Source organism: Pedobacter sp. UC225_61, assembly GCF_044452285.1.
GTDB lineage: Bacteria > Bacteroidota > Bacteroidia > Sphingobacteriales > Sphingobacteriaceae > Pedobacter.
The window spans coordinates 1,955,745-1,975,757 of record NZ_JBIOAL010000001.1; the positions used below are offsets into that span (position 1 = coordinate 1,955,745).

Annotated in this window: 17 protein-coding genes; 12 read left to right on the forward strand and 5 right to left on the reverse strand. The window is 33.9% G+C overall.

Annotation, left to right across the window (positions count from 1 at the left end; all coding sequences use genetic code 11):
* Nucleotides 1-21: 21 nt before the first annotated feature.
* The 10 genes from ACHMWN_RS09075 to ACHMWN_RS09120 all read left to right on the forward strand — a co-directional run bounded on the left by ACHMWN_RS09075 (nucleotide 22) and on the right by ACHMWN_RS09120 (nucleotide 8,914).
* Nucleotides 22-936, forward strand: coding sequence for a PorP/SprF family type IX secretion system membrane protein (locus ACHMWN_RS09075; protein ID WP_397299945.1), 915 nt, complete (start codon nucleotides 22-24; stop codon nucleotides 934-936).
* Between the two features lie 144 nt (nucleotides 937-1,080).
* The gene (locus ACHMWN_RS09080) at nucleotides 1,081-1,632 is read left to right on the forward strand and encodes a hypothetical protein (protein ID WP_397299947.1); all 552 of its coding nucleotides are present in this window, start codon (nucleotides 1,081-1,083) and stop codon (nucleotides 1,630-1,632) included.
* A gap of 83 nt (nucleotides 1,633-1,715) precedes the next feature.
* Nucleotides 1,716-2,213: a phosphoheptose isomerase gene (locus tag ACHMWN_RS09085; RefSeq protein WP_397299950.1), complete on the forward strand. Its 498-nt coding sequence runs from the start codon at nucleotides 1,716-1,718 to the stop codon at nucleotides 2,211-2,213.
* Between the two features lie 63 nt (nucleotides 2,214-2,276).
* The gene (locus ACHMWN_RS09090) at nucleotides 2,277-3,005 is read left to right on the forward strand and encodes an acyl-CoA desaturase (RefSeq protein ID WP_397299953.1); all 729 of its coding nucleotides are present in this window, start codon (nucleotides 2,277-2,279) and stop codon (nucleotides 3,003-3,005) included.
* Between the two features lie 96 nt (nucleotides 3,006-3,101).
* Entirely contained in the window at nucleotides 3,102-3,431 is a 330-nt protein-coding gene (locus ACHMWN_RS09095) for a DUF1475 family protein (protein ID WP_397299955.1), read from the forward strand.
* Between the two features lie 100 nt (nucleotides 3,432-3,531).
* On the forward strand, nucleotides 3,532-4,329 hold the full coding sequence (locus ACHMWN_RS09100) for a DUF1295 domain-containing protein (protein WP_397299957.1): 798 nt from the start codon (nucleotides 3,532-3,534) through the stop codon (nucleotides 4,327-4,329).
* Between the two features lie 92 nt (nucleotides 4,330-4,421).
* On the forward strand, nucleotides 4,422-5,450 hold the full coding sequence (locus ACHMWN_RS09105) for an SAM-dependent methyltransferase (protein ID WP_397299960.1): 1,029 nt from the start codon (nucleotides 4,422-4,424) through the stop codon (nucleotides 5,448-5,450).
* Nucleotides 5,451-5,525: 75 nt separating this feature from the next.
* The gene (locus tag ACHMWN_RS09110; protein WP_397299963.1) at nucleotides 5,526-6,770 is read left to right on the forward strand and encodes an NAD(P)/FAD-dependent oxidoreductase; all 1,245 of its coding nucleotides are present in this window, start codon (nucleotides 5,526-5,528) and stop codon (nucleotides 6,768-6,770) included.
* A gap of 89 nt (nucleotides 6,771-6,859) precedes the next feature.
* A complete protein-coding gene (locus ACHMWN_RS09115; RefSeq protein ID WP_397299966.1) occupies nucleotides 6,860-7,666 on the forward strand; it encodes a DUF1365 domain-containing protein in 807 nt (268 codons plus the stop codon).
* 9 nt (nucleotides 7,667-7,675) lie between these two features.
* A complete protein-coding gene (locus tag ACHMWN_RS09120; RefSeq protein ID WP_397299967.1) occupies nucleotides 7,676-8,914 on the forward strand; it encodes a class I SAM-dependent methyltransferase in 1,239 nt (412 codons plus the stop codon).
* 110 nt (nucleotides 8,915-9,024) lie between these two features.
* Here ACHMWN_RS09120 and ACHMWN_RS09125 read toward each other — a convergent pair whose 3' ends face one another.
* From ACHMWN_RS09125 to ACHMWN_RS09135, 3 genes are all read right to left on the reverse strand, one after another.
* The gene (locus tag ACHMWN_RS09125; protein WP_397299969.1) at nucleotides 9,025-10,383 is read right to left on the reverse strand and encodes a DEAD/DEAH box helicase; all 1,359 of its coding nucleotides are present in this window, start codon (nucleotides 10,381-10,383) and stop codon (nucleotides 9,025-9,027) included.
* Between the two features lie 168 nt (nucleotides 10,384-10,551).
* Nucleotides 10,552-11,889 (reverse strand): MFS transporter, encoded by a 1,338-nt coding sequence (locus ACHMWN_RS09130; protein WP_397299972.1) that lies wholly within the window; start codon nucleotides 11,887-11,889, stop codon nucleotides 10,552-10,554.
* Between the two features lie 9 nt (nucleotides 11,890-11,898).
* Nucleotides 11,899-13,254, reverse strand: coding sequence for an APC family permease (locus tag ACHMWN_RS09135; RefSeq protein WP_397299975.1), 1,356 nt, complete (start codon nucleotides 13,252-13,254; stop codon nucleotides 11,899-11,901).
* Between the two features lie 230 nt (nucleotides 13,255-13,484).
* On the opposite strand from ACHMWN_RS09135, the gene ACHMWN_RS09140 reads away from it, so the two are divergent.
* Both ACHMWN_RS09140 and ACHMWN_RS09145 read left to right on the forward strand, forming a co-directional pair.
* Complete coding sequence (locus tag ACHMWN_RS09140; protein ID WP_397299978.1) at nucleotides 13,485-15,395, forward strand: DNA topoisomerase IV subunit B; 1,911 nt, start codon at nucleotides 13,485-13,487, stop codon at nucleotides 15,393-15,395.
* A 196-nt stretch (nucleotides 15,396-15,591) separates the two neighbouring features.
* Complete coding sequence (locus tag ACHMWN_RS09145) at nucleotides 15,592-17,676, forward strand: ATP-binding protein (protein WP_397299979.1); 2,085 nt, start codon at nucleotides 15,592-15,594, stop codon at nucleotides 17,674-17,676.
* On the opposite strand, the gene ACHMWN_RS09150 is transcribed toward ACHMWN_RS09145, so the two are convergent.
* A complete protein-coding gene (locus tag ACHMWN_RS09150; protein WP_397299981.1) occupies nucleotides 17,637-18,635 on the reverse strand; it encodes a YihY/virulence factor BrkB family protein in 999 nt (332 codons plus the stop codon). The two genes, ACHMWN_RS09145 and ACHMWN_RS09150, sit on opposite strands and share 40 nt — an antisense overlap.
* Before the next feature lie 4 nt (nucleotides 18,636-18,639).
* Nucleotides 18,640-20,010: a BamA/TamA family outer membrane protein gene (locus ACHMWN_RS09155; protein WP_397299984.1), complete on the reverse strand. Its 1,371-nt coding sequence runs from the start codon at nucleotides 20,008-20,010 to the stop codon at nucleotides 18,640-18,642.
* Nucleotides 20,011-20,013: the final 3 nt, after the last annotated feature.

Sequence of the window (20,013 nt, forward strand, 5' to 3'; positions counted from 1 at the left end):
GTAAATAATCACCATAAAAAGATGAAGAAACATACTTACAGAAAATCTCTGCAATTGATGTGCGGTACATTATTGCTTACAGCAATGAGTACGGCCCAAGTACGTGCACAACTGAACCCCATGGGTGCCTCGTTCTACCAGAACCAGTACTTGTCGAACCCGGCCATGGCTGGGATAGACGGTGGCATCAAGCTAAATTTGCATTACCGTAACCAGTGGAGCGCTGTTCCAGGTGCACCGGTGAATTATGCATTAACTGGCGAATTTTCCCTCCCAGATAAAAAGAGTTCGGTAGGTGTAAATGCCTATAACGACAAGGCGGGGCTTTTGTCAAGGACACGTGTAGTGGGTACCTTTGCCTACCATCTTCCACTGAATGGAGTATCGGAGTCATTGAGCTTTGGTCTGTCTGTAGGGTTTATGAACGACCGAATTGATGATTCGGCACTGAACGGCGACATCTCAGATCCGGGTATCAGCAATTTTAACAACAAACCTACATACATAGACGGCGATTTTGGGATTGCCTATACGAGCAAGCAATGGAATGCACAGGCCTCGATCCCGAACCTGAACTCCTTTTTAAACAGGAGCAAAAGGGAGAGTGCAGATATAGGTACCTATTATGCGGCAGTAAGCTATAAGCTATTTGAGGATGAGGAGGACTACGGTTACAACGTGGAGCCGAAACTTGCCTACCGCGGCATCCGTTCGCATTCCGACATCTTTGATGTGGGGGCGCAGCTCACTTTGGGCGGAAAGGAAAACAAGGCAAGGGGGATGGTGGTGTACCATAGTTCAAAAAGCGTAAGTGCAGGCATTGGGATGTTGCTCAAGTCAAGATATGAGGTCAATGCGATCTACAATTCGCCTACTGCGGCACTGACCAGCTATACCAACGGCACCTTTGAGGTGGGGCTGGGACTAAGATTTTAACAGGTGGTTCTTTAATTAGTAGAGACCCGGTTCAGTAATGGCCGGGTTTTCTTATTGTAAGGGATTTAAATGAATTGTCATGGTGGGGCTAGGGAAAACTAAACCTTTTTTCTTTTCTGAAGAAAAAAGGTTTATCTTCATTTTATGAAAAGAATCATTTTTACGCTAGTAAGTTTAAGTTTTTTTATTGCTGTTCAAGCACAAAAAACTTTACCCGAAATTAAAGCGGGCACCATAATGAGTGCAAGTGCTTTTGTACAAGGCCAAGAATTTCCTTTAATTATAACAGTTAAAAGCTTAACAGCTCCAGTTACATTAGCTTGGTCTGTAGATGGGTATGGTGATGGTGCTTTTGAAATGAATGAAAAGGCAATGCAAAGCGGAACAGCCTTGTTTATGGGCCAACCAGGAATGGGGGTTACTAAATTGGGAGATAGTGAAACGTATTGCTTAATTTCAAAAGCTGCATTTAAATCTTTAACGGACACTAAAACTTTTACCTATAACGGAATAAAATTTAAAGCTAAAACATCAGATACTACTCCAATGAAATATGGTGGGAAAGAAGCGGATGTTATTCAAGTAATAAGCGAAGATTCTAAAATGCAACTTTGGATTTTAAATAACCCAAATTTGCCGTTTATTGTACAAACGGCGGGTTTACCTATTGACATATTAATAAACGATATTAAATAGAAGAATAAATTTTAGTAGTTTTTTAAATAAAAATAAAGCCCTGTTGGGCTTTTTTAATTTGTAACCTGTATTTTTACGGCAATATGGAAACTCAGAAGAAAGATATATTCGATACCGTTGCTCAACGTTTACAAATTGAAGGTTTTAATGTCGTAAATCGTGATGAAACACGACCTTGGGGAGGTTTTTTTGTGATTGATGAGGCACAAGCACAGCAATTTGCTGATACTTATTTTGATGGTTTGGATGTAAATAGCTTAAAAATAGGTGGTAAATTAAGTCCTAAAGTTTTAATTGTTGCACCAGGTACACGCCTTTCATGGCAATATCATCACCGCAGAGCGGAAATTTGGCAAGTAGTAAGTGGTACCGTTGGTATCAAAACAAGCGAAACAGATGTAGAAGGGGAATTAAAAAAATACCATCCGAAAGATCAAATTAAATTACAACAAGGTGAACGTCACCGTTTAATTGGATTAGAGGATTGGGGAGTGGTAGCAGAAATTTGGCAACACACCGATGCTGCAAATCCATCAGATGAGAGTGATATTGTTCGTGTACAAGACGATTTTGGAAGATAGTTTTTAGTACAACTAAAACTAAACACTACTAATCTTCGTTTATACTAACACACACAATACTACATGATTATTCTATTTTTCTTTTTAGCTCACTGGTTTTTATCCCTTTTCAGTCAAACTTTTTTTCTACACCGTTACTCATCGCATAAGATGTTTAAAATGGAGTTATTTTGGGAACGATTTTTCTATCTCATTTTATTAATTTCTCAAGGTTCTTCATTTTTAAACCCAAGAGCATATGCTATTTTACACCGAATGCATCATGCTTACAGCGATACTGAAAAGGACCCTCATTCACCACATTTTTTTAAAGATGTATTTGGGATGATGATTGCTACAAAAAATATGTACATGAATTATCTTCAACATAAAATAGAACCAGAACCAGCTTTTAGAGGAAATTATCCGGAATGGCCATTGGTTGATAGAATTGGAAATTCTTGGGTGTGGAGAATTGCTTGTGGCTTATTTTACATTGGTTTTTACATCGCTTTTGCTGAATATTGGTGGATGTTTATTTTACTTCCTATTCACTTTTTAATGGGACCACTACACGGTGCTATTGTAAATTGGTGTGGACATAAATATGGATATTCAAATCATGATAATGAGGATCATAGCAAAAATTCATTGCCTTGGGATTTCTTACTAATGGGAGAGTTGTTTCAGAATAATCATCATAAAAAACCCAACAGTCCAAACTTTGCAACCAGATGGTGGGAGTTTGACCCAACTTACCCGATGATGAAAGTTTTACATTGGATGAGAATTATAAGAATTAGAAAAATCTAAGTATATTCATACTATGCTATAGTAAAGGTTGGTACACGTACTAACCTTTTTTGTTTATAAAAAACCTGTGTTACTCTTTTTTCGTTTATTGTATATATGATTACAACCTTAAAGATTATTTTTTCAGCACTTTTAGTTTGGGTTACCTATATCGTAGTCAGTACAAGTTTAGACAGTTCGTTATTTAAAGAGTGGGATTTTTTAGGCTCAATCCCTTGGATGAGAGCAACACTGTGGGATTTCTACGCAAATATTTTCATTATCACTTTGTGGATGTTTTATAAAGAAAAATTGGTTCTTCTTAAAATCGTTTGGGTAATTTTATTCGTATGTTTAGGTAGCATTGCCACTTGTTCTTATGTTTTGATTAAATTATTCAACCTTAAGCCAGGCGAAGGTGTTAAAGAATTGGTTGGAAATAGGTAGCAAGTTTGTCATTGCGAGGAACGAAGCAATCTTAAGGCGAAAGTAAGAGATATATAAGAGGAGATTACTTCGTATCTCGCAATGACGGAAATTAAAATTTATGGATTACAAACATCTACTTTTTATTGCACTCATCTCTCTTATTGCTTGTTGCACCATTATGTTTTTGGTTTGGCTATGGGCAAAAAAAATCAAAAATGCTGGTATTGTAGATGTATTTTGGTCACTCAACTTTCCTGTAATAACCATCATTACTTTTTTCCTGTCGGAAGGATTTGAAACACGTAAATTTTTAATCTGCGGAATGTTTTTAATCGCAGAGCTAAGATTAGGACTTCATTTATGGCAGCGTGTTATTGGTCATTTAGATGAAGAGGAAGGACGTTATGAGCAGTTAAGGAAAGAATGGGGAGAAAAGGCAGATAGGAATTTTTTCTTTTTCTTCCAGTTTCAAGCTATATCGAATGTGATATTAGCTATTCCATTTTTTATTATTTCTGCAAATCCTTCACCAAAAATATCAATTTTAGAATATATCGCATTAGGTATTTGGGCAATCGCTTTCTTTGGTGAAATGATTGCTGATAATCAATTAGCAGGTTTTAAAAAAGACCCCAAAAACAAAGGAAAAGTTTGCGATACAGGGTTGTGGTATTACAGTCGCCACCCAAATTATTTCTTTGAATGGTTAACGTGGATGGCTTATTTCATCTTCGCATTGGCAACTCCTTGGGGAATTCTGGCTATCATCAGCCCTGCTATCATTTTATATTTATTATTAAAAGTTACTGGTGTGCCAAATAATGAAGAACAAAACCTGCGCAGTAAACCTGTAGCTTATAAAAAATACCAAGAAACAACCAGCGCTTTTTTTCCATGGAAGAAAAAAAATAGGTAAGATGGGAGATTTAAAAAGGAATATGAGCAAAGTTCCCTTACATTTTATTTCTAACACCCATCTTACATTTACCCTCTTACATCTTACATCAAATGTGGTACGATAAACTTATAGAAAACGATAAACTTCCAGATCCTATTTTACGTGCTGGAATTAGAAAATTATTAAAACAACGCTTAGCAGACGAAACTGTAGGCGATGAAGAATTGCAACAACGTAAATTCATTAATTTAGTTAATGAATTAAAATCATCTCCAATTGCAGTAAATACCGCTGATGCAAATGAGCAACATTATGAATTGCCTACAGAATTTTTTCAATACTGTTTAGGTAAAAACCTAAAATATAGTAGTGGATACTGGAACCCAGGTGTAAAAGATATTGATACATCTGAAGATGATATGTTGGCCTTAACGTGTAAAAGAGCAGATTTGCAAAATGGACAGCATGTATTAGAATTAGGTTGTGGCTGGGGTTCATTGTCGCTGTATATGTCGGCAAAATTCCCTGAAAGCAAATTTACAGTTGTATCAAACTCTGCAACACAGAAAATATTTATAGATGATACTGCAAAACAAAGAGGAATTCAGAACCTAACTGTTTTAACTGCGGATATGAATACGTTTACTATAGCCGATAGTTTTGATAGGATAGTTTCTGTAGAAATGTTTGAGCACATGCGTAATTATAAATTACTACTGGCAAAGGTTTCATCATTCTTAAAACCTGAAGGTAAATTGTTCGTACATATTTTTACCCATAAAACTTTAGCTTATAAATATGAAGTAATTGACGAAAGTGATTGGATGAGTAAGTACTTTTTTACTGGAGGAATTATGCCATCGAACCATTTGTTTTTTTACTTTAATGATGATCTGAAAATAACTAACCATTGGGTAGTTAATGGAACTAATTATGGTAAAACTTCTGAAGCTTGGCTAAGCAATATGGATAAACATAAAAAGGAGATTATGCCAATTTTAGAAAACACGTATGGTAAACGCCAAGCTGTTAAATGGTGGGTATATTGGCGTTTGTTTTACATGGCATGTGCCGAATTATTTAACTTTAATAAAGGAAACGAATGGATGGTTTGTCATTACCTGTTCGAGAAAAAGTGACATTTGTTATTCGAGCTTGCGAGAATCTTATACAGATTCTTACTTCATCAGAATGACAAAACTTACATATAATATATGCAGAAACTAGCAATAATAGGTACTGGGATAGCTGGAATGGGTTGTGGACATTTCCTTCATAAAAAATATGATATCACTCTTTTTGAAGAGCTCAATTATATTGGTGGTCACACAAATACTGTCACAGTAAAGGAAGATGAAAAAAAAGTTTTCATTGATACTGGATTTATGGTTTTCAATTATCAGACTTATCCGAATTTGTGTCAGTTGTTTAAGGAGATTGATGCACCAGTAAAAAAAACAGATATGTCTTTTAGTGTGCAATATTTACCTAATGCACTTGAATATTCAGGTTCGAGTATAAAGCATCTCTTTGCGCAAAAACGAAATATTTTCAATCCTTCTTTTTTAAAAATGTTGATGCAGATTAATCGATTCAATAAAGAAAGTATAGCGATTTTAGATAATCCAAAATATGCTAATTATTCTCTTGGTCAATATGTAAAGGAATTTGGTTATGGGAAAGATATGGTTTGGAAATACTTAATTCCAATGAGTTCTGCAGTTTGGTCTACACCGATGGAACAAATTTTAGATTTCCCTGCTGTTTCGCTCATTCGGTTTTTTAAAAATCATGGGTTTTTAGGTTTAGATACACAACATCAATGGTTTACATTACATAATGGAAGTCAAGCTTACCGAGAAAAACTGATTGAACCATTTAGAAATAAAATAAGAATTAACTGTAAAATTACTAGTGTTGAGCGTTTAGAAAGCGGAAAGGTTTTAGTGACTACTTCAAAAGGTGAAGAATTCGAATTTGATAAAGTAATAATGGCAAGTCATGCTAACCAAACTTATCAGATAGTAAACCGAAAAACTGAAGATGAAGAACGGCTTTTATCTAAATTCAACTATCAACCTAATATTGCAATTTTACATACGGATAAAACACAAATGCCTAAGAAAAAATTAGCTTGGAGCAGTTGGAATTATAGAGTAGAGAAGCAAGGAGATAAATTGGTGCCAAGTACCATATATTGGATGAATAAATTGCAAGGGGTGTCTGAAAATGTTGATTATTTTGTTTCTATCAATCCATCAGCAACTCTCGATAAAAGCAAAATAATTAAAGAGATTGCCTATGAGCATCCGTTATTTGATGTGCCAGCAATGCAAGCGCAAGAAGAACTTTATAAACTAAATGAAACAGGTCCAATTTATTATTGTGGCAGTTATTTTAAATACGGTTTTCATGAAGATGCCTATAAAAGTGCAGTAGATTTGTGTAAATTATTATAGAGATTTGTCATCCTGAGCATAGCGAAGGATTACTTTTTAGTACATGTAACTAATTCTTCGTTGCACCGAGAATGACAAAATTGTTTAAAATGAACTTTAATTCAGTTATATATAAAGCTAAAGTAATGCATCATAGGTTGGCGCCTAAGAAGCACAGTTTTTGGTATAAGGTGTTTATGTTTTATATCGATTTAGATGAATTAGAAAATCTAACTAAAAAACTCCGATGGTTCAGTTATAATCGATTTAATTTATTCAATTTTCGTGATAAAGACCATTTACAACTTCCCAAGCACAATCCAGATCAAAGTAAAACTGTAAAAGAACAAATTGCCAGCTATCTAAAATCTCAAAATGTGGATATTGGAAATGGTAAAATTATGTTGTTGACTAACTTATCAGTACTTGGCTATAATTTCAATCCTGTTTCCTTTTATTTCTGTTTTGATGAGCATAACCATCCGCTTTGTGCAATAGCAGAAATTAGCAATACTTACCACGAATTGAAAATGTTCTTTTTTAGCAAAGATGAATTGGATGGAAATACATTCAAACAAAGGGTACAAAAACACTTCTATGTGTCTCCATTTATAGATATAGATGATTTTTTCGATTTTAATCTTGTTATTCCGACAGAAAAATTGGATATTAAGATTGATGATCATGATAAGCAAGGAAATAAATTTTTCATTAGCACCTTAAAAGGAGAAAGAAAACAGCTAACGAATGCAAATATGTTGCGCTATTTCTTTTCTATTCCTATGATACCTTTAAGAATAATGGGCTTAATTCATTGGCAGGCATTTAAGTTGTGGATAAAAAAAATAAAATATCATCCAAAAGCAGCAAACCAAGATTTACAAAAAGACGTATATAAACCCTATAGAACAAACTAAAATTTAAGTATGCCATCTCTCTCTCTAACAAAATCAAAATCAGGTTTTTACGAAAACGCAGTTGTAAACGCACTTCGTAAAATGACTAAAGGTTATTTAAACTTGGTTTTACCTAGTGGAGAAAATTTACAAATTGGAAAGCCTAATTCCAATGAAAAAGCGAATTTGGAAATTAAAGATGTTGGATTTTTTAAATGTGTGGTGCTGTATGGAGATATTGGATTTGGCGAAGCGTATGTAGATGGCCTTTGGGAAACAGATAATATCACGAATGTGATTAAATGGGTTCTTCTAAATTTAGAAAATGCACCATTGGTTTCTGGAAGTAAAGTAAAGTCTCTGGGATTTAATTTATTTAAGTGGCTGAATAGAATTTATCATAACAATCGTTCGAACAGCATTACTGGTTCACAAAAAAATATTGCTGAACACTACGATTTAAATAATGATTTCTTTGCGACTTTTCTAGACCCATCAATGACTTATTCTGCCGCTTATTTTAAAACACCATCATTAACATTGGCCCAAGCGCAAGATGAAAAGTACCGTCGGCTTTGTGAGCAGTTAAAGTTAAAGCCCACTGACCATGTGTTGGAAATTGGAAGTGGTTGGGGAGCAAATGCTATTTTTATGGCCAAAAATTATGGCTGTAAAGTAACCACGGTTACCATTTCAAAAGAACAACAAAAGTTAGGAAAAGAGCGAGTTGAAGCAGCTGGCCTATCTGATAAAATAGAAATCATTATTAAGGATTATAGAAAAATTGAAGGACAATTCGACAAAATTGTTTCGGTGGAAATGTTAGAAGCTGTTGGGCATAATTATTTAGAGACTTATTTTGCAAAATGTGCAGAAGTTTTAAAACCTAATGGGATTTTCGCTTTCCAAGTAATTACAAGTCCAGATAGTAGGTATGAAAGTTTACGCCGTGGTGTAGATTGGATTCAGAAACACATTTTCCCAGGTTCTTTGTTGCCATCAGTTGCAGTAATTAATAAAGCAATCAACAATACCAGCGATTTAACATTAGTCGACTTGAAAGATTTGGGTTTAGATTACGCTCGAACCTTAAAACTATGGTTTATCGAATTTAATCACAAACTAAACGAAGTAAAAGCTTTAGGTTTCGATGAACGTTTTATCCGCAAATGGAATTATTATTTGAATTACTGTGAAGCTGCATTTGAAATGAGAAATATCAATGTAATGCAAATGGTTTACACGAGACCTAATAATACAGAGAGGTAAATTAAGCAAAAAGGTTCGTATTGTTACGAACCTTTTTTGTTATAAAGCATTGTCATACTTAGCTTAAAAGGCCACATGAAAGTGTTTCGACAGGCTCAACTTGAAAATTACTAATCTCTCCTTCTGTTTCCACTACCACTAAACCTTCTGTTACCACCACCAGCGTTTGCACTTGCTGTGCTACCCGTATGATTTGGTTTTCTAGCTCCACCACCATGAGGTTTCTTTTTCGCCCCACTTAAGTTTGGCTCACGCTCACGAGGTTCACGTTGGTTCCCTTTTTTCTTCCCGCCACTTTTTGCAGCAGCGGCTGAGTTCATTAAACTCTGCCAACTCATTGCATAGGGATGGTCTTCATTTACAGGAACTTTTATCCCAATCAATTTCTCAATATCATCTAAAAATTCTTTCTCTTCGCCATCGCAAAACGAATAAGCAATACCACTTAGGCCAGCTCTTCCAGTTCTGCCAATTCTGTGCACATAAGTTTCAGGGATGTTCGGCAATTCGTAGTTAATTACGTGTGCCAATTCATCCACATCAATACCACGAGCAGCAATATCAGTCGCTACTAAAACACGAGTTGTACGAGCTTTAAAGTTTGTTAAAGCTCTCTGACGAGCATTTTGAGATTTATTACCGTGGATAGCTTCAGCTTTCACATTAATTTTCAATAAATCCTTAACCACTTTATCTGCACCGTGTTTTGTACGTGTAAATACCAATACGGTTTCAATCGCTTTATCTTTTAACAGGTGAGCTAATAAACTCCTCTTGTCGTTTTTTTCAACAAAATAAACCGCTTGAGTAATTTTTTCTGCTGTAGATGAAACTGGAGTAACTTCAACTTTAACAGGATTTGTTAATATGGTGCTAGACAATTTCTGGATTTCAGTTGGCATAGTAGCCGAGAAAAACAAAGTCTGTCTTTTTGCAGGTAATTTTGCGATAACTTTTTTCACATCGTGAATAAAACCCATATCTAACATACGGTCGGCCTCATCCAATACGAAAATCTCAATATCGCGTAAGTTCACAAAGCCTTGGTTCATTAAATCTAATAAACGACCAGGAGTTGCTACCAAAATATCTACACCTCTATGCAAAGCATCAGTTTGGGCTTTTTGTCCAACACCACCAAAAATCACCAAATGTTTTAAAGATAGATTACGACCATATGCCTTAAAGCTTTCTTCAATTTGGATGGCTAATTCTCTTGTTGGTGTTAAAATTAAGGCTCTAATTGGTTTAGGCCCCTTAACATTTGAGTGTGGTTTATCTAACAGTTGCAACATCGGTATAGCGAATGCTGCGGTTTTACCAGTACCAGTTTGAGCGCATCCCAATAAATCGCGTTTTTGTAAAATAGAGGGTATAGATTGCTCCTGTATAGGTGTAGGTTTTGTATAACCTTCGGTTTCAAGCGCCTTTAAAATAGGGGCTATGAGGTTTAATTCTGAAAATAACAAAGTATAATTTTTAAATGTAAAATGTCGAAGAAGCTAGAACAATCATTGCTGGAAGGACTAACTTGCGAGTTGCTTTAAATGATAAAGAAATTCTGCTTCGCTGCAAAGGTAAGTAAAATAAATGGATGTAAGATGTAAAAGGGAAAATGGGCTGCTTAAATAACCTTTTCACTTTCTCTCCTTAAACCGTGTAAAAAATAGTAATGCCAAAACACAAAGTGCAAAACCTACCACGCCATTTAAACGTAAACCATAATCGTTACCAGGATCTTTTCCATAAATAGTTAGCATGGCAAAAATTGCAATTCCAATTGTTTGACCAAGTTTTACAAAGAGATATTTAACCGCGAAGAACATTCCTTCGTGATTTTCACCAGTTTCTAAAGTATCTTTTTGAGCAATGTCTGCTAAAATTGCGTTTGGTAAAATACCCAATGCGGCTAAAGGAAAAGATGCACAAATCACCAAAATATACATCTGATTAGTTGGTGTAAAAGGTAATTTTCCTAAATAGAAAATAGTGACAAAAATTAAACTTAAAACCCCAAAGGCTAATAATACTAAGGGTTTTTTGCCGAATTTCTTAGAACCATAATTGATGAATGGATAGAAAACCAATGATAAAACTACCATTAATCCCATAAATTTACCGCCGTCGGAATCGGGTAAGCCAAGTAATACGGTTACAAAGAATAACAATCCGCTGCTCATTAAACTCAATGCTGTATAATAAGTAAAATCTGAAATGAGATAATATTTGAAATTGCTATTTCTAAATGTATTCTTAATTGCTGGCAATAACGGAATATGGGTTGGTTTACTCTGCACATATTCTTTTTCATTGATAAAAATAATGGGTAAAGCCATTACTATACCCGAGAAAATGCTTAATCCCCAAATGGTGTATTGCAATGCTTCAAATCGTTGGGTTACATGAAATAGAACTTGAATTAAATCAGCGAAATTATTACAAAGTGCTCCTAAAATCATCCCTAAAACAAAACCAACTTGTTGAAAGGTGGACAGCTTTACTTTTTCTTCAGGAGTATGTGTTAATTCTGCTAACAAAGCATTATAAGGAATAATATAAGTAGTCACAGAAATGAAAAATCCGGCTAAGATGATGGTTAACCACCATGCATTGCTTATACTTTCTCCTTTTACTAGCGGAGTAAAAACCAATCCACAACAGATTACTGCAGGTGTAATGGCCCATCTCATAATAGGAAAACGCCTACCTTTTGGGTTATTACTGCTATCGCTTATTGATGCAATAAAAGGGTCGTAAGCAGCATCGAATAATCGTCCAGATGCTGCAATTAATGATAGAATATTAAAAGCACCAAAAACTAACAATTGTGGCACCAAAGGGGATAACCCAGAATTAGTTGGTGGTAAATAAAAATACGGCAGCATTACAATAATCAGGTTGGTCATAATGCTCCAACCCATCATGCCCGATGCATAAATTAGCTGTTTTTTAAAAGGTAGGGCTTGTATTGACATTTATTCTGATTAAAGCTGTGCGCTTTCTTTTTTGTTATTAAAGTATTTGATAATGAAGTAAATAATAATGAATCCAATAAAAATATACAAGCCATTTAATGCTGCATTTGGATCATCGCTATAAATACTGAAGGCCACAAATAAATATGCAGCAATAAATAAGAGCGGCAAAATTGGCCCCAATGGAACAGTATAAATATCTTTTTTTGCTAAATGAGCAGTTTTTTTACGTAAAATGAAGATCGAAGCAGCGGAAGTTGCAAATCCTATGCAATCTAAAAATATCGAGTAATTCAAAATCTTATCGAAAGTTTGAGCGTAAAACAAAGTAAAAATTGCAATAATGGTGAAAACAGTTAAGCTTACAATCATTACACCATGTTTTTTTGTTGTTTTAGTAAATATTTTAGGTAAAGCTCTTTCCTCGCCCATGGCATACATTGCTCTTGGATTACTTAATAAATTCACGTTTACGTAGCCTAAAACAGAAAGGTATATCAAAATAGATAGTAAAGAAAATCCGATAGGACCGAAAATTTTACCAGCAAGTATGGCAGCAATGCTTTCGGCAGTTTTTAATTGTTCAAAACCAATTACTTTTACATAGGCGTAATTTATAGCCATATACAGCGTGATGATAATAGCTAAACCAATAATAATTGAGCGGGGTACAATCTTTTTTGCTTCTTTTACTTCGCCACCAAAATTGATGGTTTGTTGATAGCCCCCAAAGCTAAACGAAACCGCAATTAAACATAAACCGAGTGCTTTTCCATAATCGCTCCAAACTGGCGAACCACCTGTTACACTTTTAAAAATAGGAGTGATGCTAGTGGTTTGTTCGCCAAAAAATACAGCGCCTATTAAGGTGAGCACCATTAAAATTTTAATAATAGTTAACACATTTTGTGTTTTCGAACTTGCTTTTAATCCCAATAAATTAACTGCGTAAAAAATGATTATACTTATGGTAGCAATTAAGATTCGATATTCTCCAGTTTGCATTTGTGGATCTAGTATAATTTTACTCAAATATTCTGCACCAATTAATGCAATGCCAGCAACTGACGCAGCATTAGAAACTACAATGATACAGTTGATAGCGAATGCAATAGATGGATGATAGCAAACAGAGAAAATCTTATAATATCCACCTGTAACAGGATAACGAGAGCCAATTTCGGCATACGTTAATGCGCCACAAACAGCTATAATCCCTCCAATAATCCACGCTAAAAAGAACAATTCTGGAATTTGGGCTTTTGCAGCCACGTTAACAGGGGTTTTAAAAATTCCCATTCCAATTACTAAGCTGACCACAATCATGGAAAGATCGAAAAGAGAGAGCTGTTTTTTTATTTGCATGAAGTTTAAATTGATTTTGGAAGATAGGAATTTTAGTTTGCAGATTAAAATTAGCTAATTGTTCATTTGTGGAAACTTTGTAATTGATTTCCATGGAGATTAAATTAAATTTGTAATGCTGAGTTGTTCCCCGTTATTTCTACGGAAGAATGATGGAGAAATCTGTTAAAGAATGTTTCAACCTACAAATTCTTCGCTGTGCTCTGAGTAACAAAATTAACACGACTATTATGGCAGAACCGATTTATAATGACGATAGCATACGTTCCCTTGATTGGAAAGAACACATCCGTTTACGCCCAGGTATGTACATTGGTAAACTTGGTGATGGTTCTGCACAAGACGATGGGATTTACGTTCTACTGAAAGAAATTGTGGATAATTCTATCGATGAATTTGTGATGGGATCTGGCAAAACTATCGAAATTACACTCTCAGAGCATAAAGTTAATATCCGTGATTATGGTCGTGGCATCCCTTTGGGTAAAGTTATTGATTGTGTTTCCAAAATAAATACTGGCGGTAAATACGATAGCAATGCCTTTCAGAAATCGGTTGGTTTAAATGGGGTAGGTACGAAAGCTGTAAATGCATTATCCACTAATTTTGTGGTACAAAGTTATCGAGATGGAAAAACTAAAAAAGTAGAATTTAGCAAAGGCGAAATTGTTTCAGATCAGCCAATAATTGAAACTACACAAAGAAACGGTACCGCAATTACGTTTTATCCAGACGATACTATTTTTAGAAATTACCATTACATTCCAGATTTTGTAGAAAGCATGATATGGAATTATGTGTTTTTAAATACAGGTTTAACCATCAATTTTAATAATCAGAAATATTTCTCAGACCGAGGATTATATGATTTATTAAATAAAGTAGCTGACGTTGAAAATATTCGTTATCCGATAATCCATTTAAAAGGAAACGATATAGAAATTGCAATGACACATGGTCAGCAATATGGTGAAGATTACCATTCGTTTGTAAACGGTCAGCATACAACACAAGGAGGAACACACCAAGCTGCATTTAGAGAGGCGGTGGTAAAAACTATTCGTGAATTTTACAAAAAGGAATTTGATGCAAGTGATGTAAGAGCTTCAATTATCGCTGCGGTTTCTGTTAGGGTACAAGAACCTGTTTTCGAATCACAAACTAAAACTAAGTTAGGTTCGCAAAATATGGGTCCAGAAGGGCCATCAGTTCGTACATTCATTAACGATTTTGTAAAAAAAGAACTGGATGATTATTTGCATAAACATGCTGATGTTGCAGAAGCTCTGCTGAAAAGAATTATCCAATCGGAAAGGGAGCGAAAAGATATTGCTGGGATTAAAAAACTGGCAAATGATAGAGCAAAAAAAGCGTCCTTACATAATAAAAAACTAAGAGATTGCAAGGTTCATTTTAATACTCCTCACGATAAGAGATACGAAACTACCTTATTTATTACAGAGGGAGATTCAGCGTCTGGATCGATCACAAAATCTCGTGATGTAGATTGTCAAGCAGTTTTTAGTCTAAAAGGAAAACCTTTAAATTGCTATGAACTTACTAAAAAAGTAGTGTATGAGAACGAAGAATTTAATTTATTGCAACACGCTTTAAATATAGAAGATGGCTTAGAGGGATTGCATTATAACAACATTGTGATTGCTACAGATGCCGATGTAGATGGAATGCACATTCGTTTGTTAATGATGACTTTCTTTTTGCAGTTTTTTCCAGATTTAGTAAGGGCTGGGCATGTTTATATTTTACAAACGCCATTGTTTAGAGTTCGTAATAAAAAAGAAACTATTTATTGTTATAGTGAAGATGAACGTCGTGATGCGATCGAAAAATTAGGTGGAAAACCAGAAATTACTCGATTTAAAGGTTTGGGTGAAATATCACCTGACGAGTTTGGTTTATTTATAGGGAAAGACATTAGACTTGACCCTGTGATTTTGAAAGATCAGACTATAAAAAGCCTGCTAGAGTATTATATGGGTAAAAATACACCAGAAAGACAGCAACATATCATTAAAAATTTAAGAATAGAAAAAGACGAAATCAAGGAAGAAGAAAGAGAAAGAAACGATGCGAATACGAATACGAATACTGAAGAGCAAGAAACTTTAGAGGTAGCTTAATTTTTTTTAAAATTAACTAATAAGCAATACTAATTTTAGTGTATGTTTGTGCACTCCTCTACTTGTTATTAAAAAATTGCCCTAACTCAATTTTGGGCATAAGTAATTTTAATTGACGAGTATTATGCCTTTTTCTTCTACCCAAAACCCTTCAACACGTTACAGTCTTGTCGTTTTTTTAATATTAACCTTATTTTTGTGTGCTATTTTTTTCTATGTTAGAAATAATAGAACCACTGTTTTATTAAAAGATATTCATCAACTTTCTGAGCTAAAAGAAGATTATAGTCAGATAGATTCGTGTATAAGTGTATTGTACACTGCAGATAATAATTCCCGATTATTTGCTGCTACAGGTCAGAAATACTATATCCAAAAATTTACAAGTGATATAAACTTTGTTTCAAACACTTTAGATAAAATTAATGCTAAGGTGAATGAGAATGAAAAAAATGGATCCAAAAGCATTAAAACATTAGTTGACCAAAAAAGAAGTAGAACAGAACTCTACTTAAAATTAAGATTATTAACCGATAGCTTAATTAATATTTCTTCAACAATAGATACATCTACTCGAGTTATAGCTGACACACATACTAATTTTAGCTTTAAAAAGATTAAGAAAATAGTTAAGGTTGATACCATTGGCACTCCCATTAAAACTCAGCCGAAACAAAAGTTTTTTGAAAGATTAGCTGCTGTTTTTTCCAAAAAGAAGGCTAGAGTAGAAGATACTGCTTATAAATTAGTTAGAACTGAAACGAAGATTGATACTTCATCGCAAAAGAGAACCTCTAATTTAACTCAATTACAGAAAGTAAATAATTTGTATACGGCTAATAATATGCTCAAAAAAAATGAGATAGCTATTTTACAAATCAATAATAGGTTAATTGTAGAGTTGGTTTCTTTGTTGCAAAACTATAAAAAACGCGAAATGGTTTTTGTATCACAAAATAGAAAAGAAATAAATGAAGATATTCATGATACGTTTAAAAGCCTCGACAAAATTTTTATTTTGAGCGTTTTAATACTCTTAATCTTAGTTTCTGCTATTCTATACAATATTTGGAAAATTTATAAAAATGAAAATGCGCTAATTAAGTATAGTCAAAAGACTTCTCAGTATGCCATATCTAAAAGCAGGTTTCTAGCGAATATGAGTCATGAAATACGTACACCTTTAAACTCGATTATAGGTTTTTCGGAACAATTAAGTCATAGTAAATTAAGTGAGCAACAAACAGAACAATTAACTGCAATAGAAAATTCTTCTAGAATTCTGTTAGATGTTGTTAACGATATACTCGATTTTTCCAAGTACGAAACTGGTAAGGTTAGCTTTGATGCAATTTCTTTTATCCCGCTCGATGCGATTACAGAAGTATTTACCAGTATGAGCATTTTGGCGAGTAAGAAAGGAATAGAGTTAAAAAAGGATATTTCTTTTAAAAATAACATTTGCTTTACTGGAGACTCACTTCGTTTAAAGCAAGTTGTAATGAATTTATTAAGCAATGCAATTAAGTTTACCGATAAAGGGTCAGTAATACTAAAGGCTGATTTTAGTTTAAATGCTAAAAAACAAGCGGTATTAAAAGTTCACATTATAGATACAGGAATTGGGATTACTCCTGAGAATTTGGAAATGATATTTGATGAGTTTGCGCAAGTATATTATTCATCTACTAAGCTTAAACAGAAGGGGACTGGCTTAGGATTAGCTATTTGCAAAAAAATAGTGGAGTTTCAAAACGGAAAGATAGGAGTGAGTAGTAGATTAGGTATGGGTTCTATATTTAGCTTTGAAATTCCCTATGAATTGTGCAATAAAAATGTAGAATCAGCTAAAGCTTCAACTTTTAACACTATTGCTAATTTAGAAGGGAAAAGAATTTTATTAGCTGATGATAACAAAATGAATGTGTTATTGATACAAACAGTTATCAAAAAATATAAAATAGTAACTGATGTTGCGTATGATGGTAAGGAGGCTTTTGAATTATTTAAACAGCATACCTATGATCTTATTTTAACCGATATTCAAATGCCCGAAATGGGTGGGGTCGAGCTAACCCGTAAAATTAGACTGCATGCTGACCCTATAAAAACCAATATTCCTATTTTAGGAGTTACCGCAAATGTTTTAAAGGAGGATCGTGAAAAGTATATTGAATCAGGAATTAATGATTTAGTACTTAAACCTTTTTCAGAAAAAGAATTGATGGATAAAATTGTAATTTATGTTTCTGGACAATCTACCGTATCTTCTGGATGTTGAGGTGGCAAAACCTCTACTTTTTTCTCTACTACAATTGTTTTTAAATGAACTGCATATTTTGAAGGAGTAATACCATCGGTATATTTTTCAGCATATGCTTGAGTAAATTCTGCACCAAAATATAAAATGATGGAAGTGTAATAAATCCAAACTAAGATAACTATGATTGAACTTGCAGCTCCAAAAGCAGAACCTGGATTTCCCTTTTCGATATAAATGCCTATTGCATATTTACCTAAACTAAACATTAAAGCAGTAAATAATGCACCAATTAATGCTGGTTTCCATTTCAAATTTACATCGGGTAATACTTTAAAAATGATAGCAAAAATTGCTGTTACCACCGCTAAGGTTAAAATATTTGTTACAATGAGCATAAAAAAACCTGACAGTTGTTCAATGCCTATTTTAGAAGCGTACACTTCTAATTTATTACCAATGCCAACTACAATACTATTTATCACAAGAGAAACTAGAAGTAAAAACCCTAAAGATGCTATAAGTGAAAATGATAATAAGCGATTAGTAATTAACTTTTTCCATCCTTTTTTAGGAACAGCTTTTACTTTCCAAATTTGATTAATACTATCTTGAATTTCAATAAAAATTGCTGTCGAACCTATAACTAATGTAGTAATTCCAATAATCAAGCCCATTGTACTTTTGCCTGAAAGATTTGCATTTTCAACAAAACCTCTTAATTGGTTTGCTGCATCTGTACCAATCATCTTACTAATTTCTGCAAATAGCTTTGTATTTGGATCCATGTTATCTCCAAGAAAAATACTCGTTGCCGAAATAATAATGATGATTAAAGGAGTAAGTGAAAATATGGTATAATAGGCTAGAGATGCACTTAATTTCATTACACGATCTTCTATAAAACCTTTTCCAGCAGCTATGAACAAGTGATACGTAACTACTAGTAAGTTTTTTGCCTTCTTTATTAAATTGATCATACTATTAAAACGGGTATCCGATGCCAATGTTTAAAATAAAATTTTCTTTTCGCCACGTTTTGCTTCCAAAATCTACCTGATCTAACACCCAACGTTGTCCACTAGGTAAATAAGGTTTTCTGATTGGAAATGCCCCATCTAATCTAATTACAAATATTTGTGCATCAATTCTTAAACCTGCGCCTGTACCAACTGCTAATTCACTCAACGCATTTTTTAGTTTAAATCCTGAACCCAATCTTTCACTTCCTGGAATTGTCGGATCTCCCTTATCTTCCTTCCTTAACCATATATTACCGGCATCTACAAATACAGCACCGTATAATACACTTACAATTTTAAATCGAAGCTCTGTATTTAACATCATTTTTATATCCCCACCTTGGTCTGAAAATGTTTTGTCATCAGATACTTTATAGGTTCCTGGCCCTAATGTTCTAGCTCTAAATGCTCTAATGTCATTACTTCCACCAGCAAAAAACTGACGCACAAAAGGCAAAGAAGTACTATTACCGTACGCATATCCATAACCAAGATTTAACCTGCTTGCCCAAGTTACATTTCTAGTAATTTTAAAATAATCTCTTAAATCAGTTTCTAATCTTACAAATTGAGTTAACGAAGTATTAAATAATTCTCTTTTTCCAAGCTCATCTTTTTTGACAAATAAGCCCCATAAATTTCCAGAAGTTTCAATACCAGCGTTAAAGTAAGTCGTATTTCTTCTCGATTGTTCCATTTGGGTAGAATAGGTGAAATTGTAATTGCTTCCTATAATAAATTGTGGTTGCAGTGAACTTCTTAAAATTGGATTTGCATCAAATAAGCTATCTCTTATATCCGTATTAGGGAAACTTGGTTGTACATAGTTGACAGAAATTGGATTTAGGTTATGCTCTTTTCTGATATTTTCTTTCCAATTGTATCCAAATTCTGTTTTAAATGCATTTAATGAATATTGCGATCCTCTGCTTAGCAATTGATAAGAAAGTGATGCAATGGTTTTTGGAATAAATGCATTAGTAGTTTTTGGTTTGTAAAAAGGAACTATAAATTGAGGGAATGTTAATTTACCTTCTGCAGTAAATGAATAAGAATTTAGGCCTTTAGCAATTCCGCTCACTTGTGTTTCAAAACCACCACTTACACTTATGTCTAATTGTTCAGCACCTCTAAATAAATTACGAGTAGTTTGTGTCAGTTTAACTTCTGAGCCGACAAAATTATTTGATTTACTTGTTCCGGTGACTGAAAAAGTTAGTGAATTTTTCTTCAACGGAGTTAAATAGATATTTAAATTCAACTGATTATTTCTGAAACTATCTATTGGCAAAAATTCTGCTCTAACGTCTTGAAACGCCCCAATATTTACCATTCT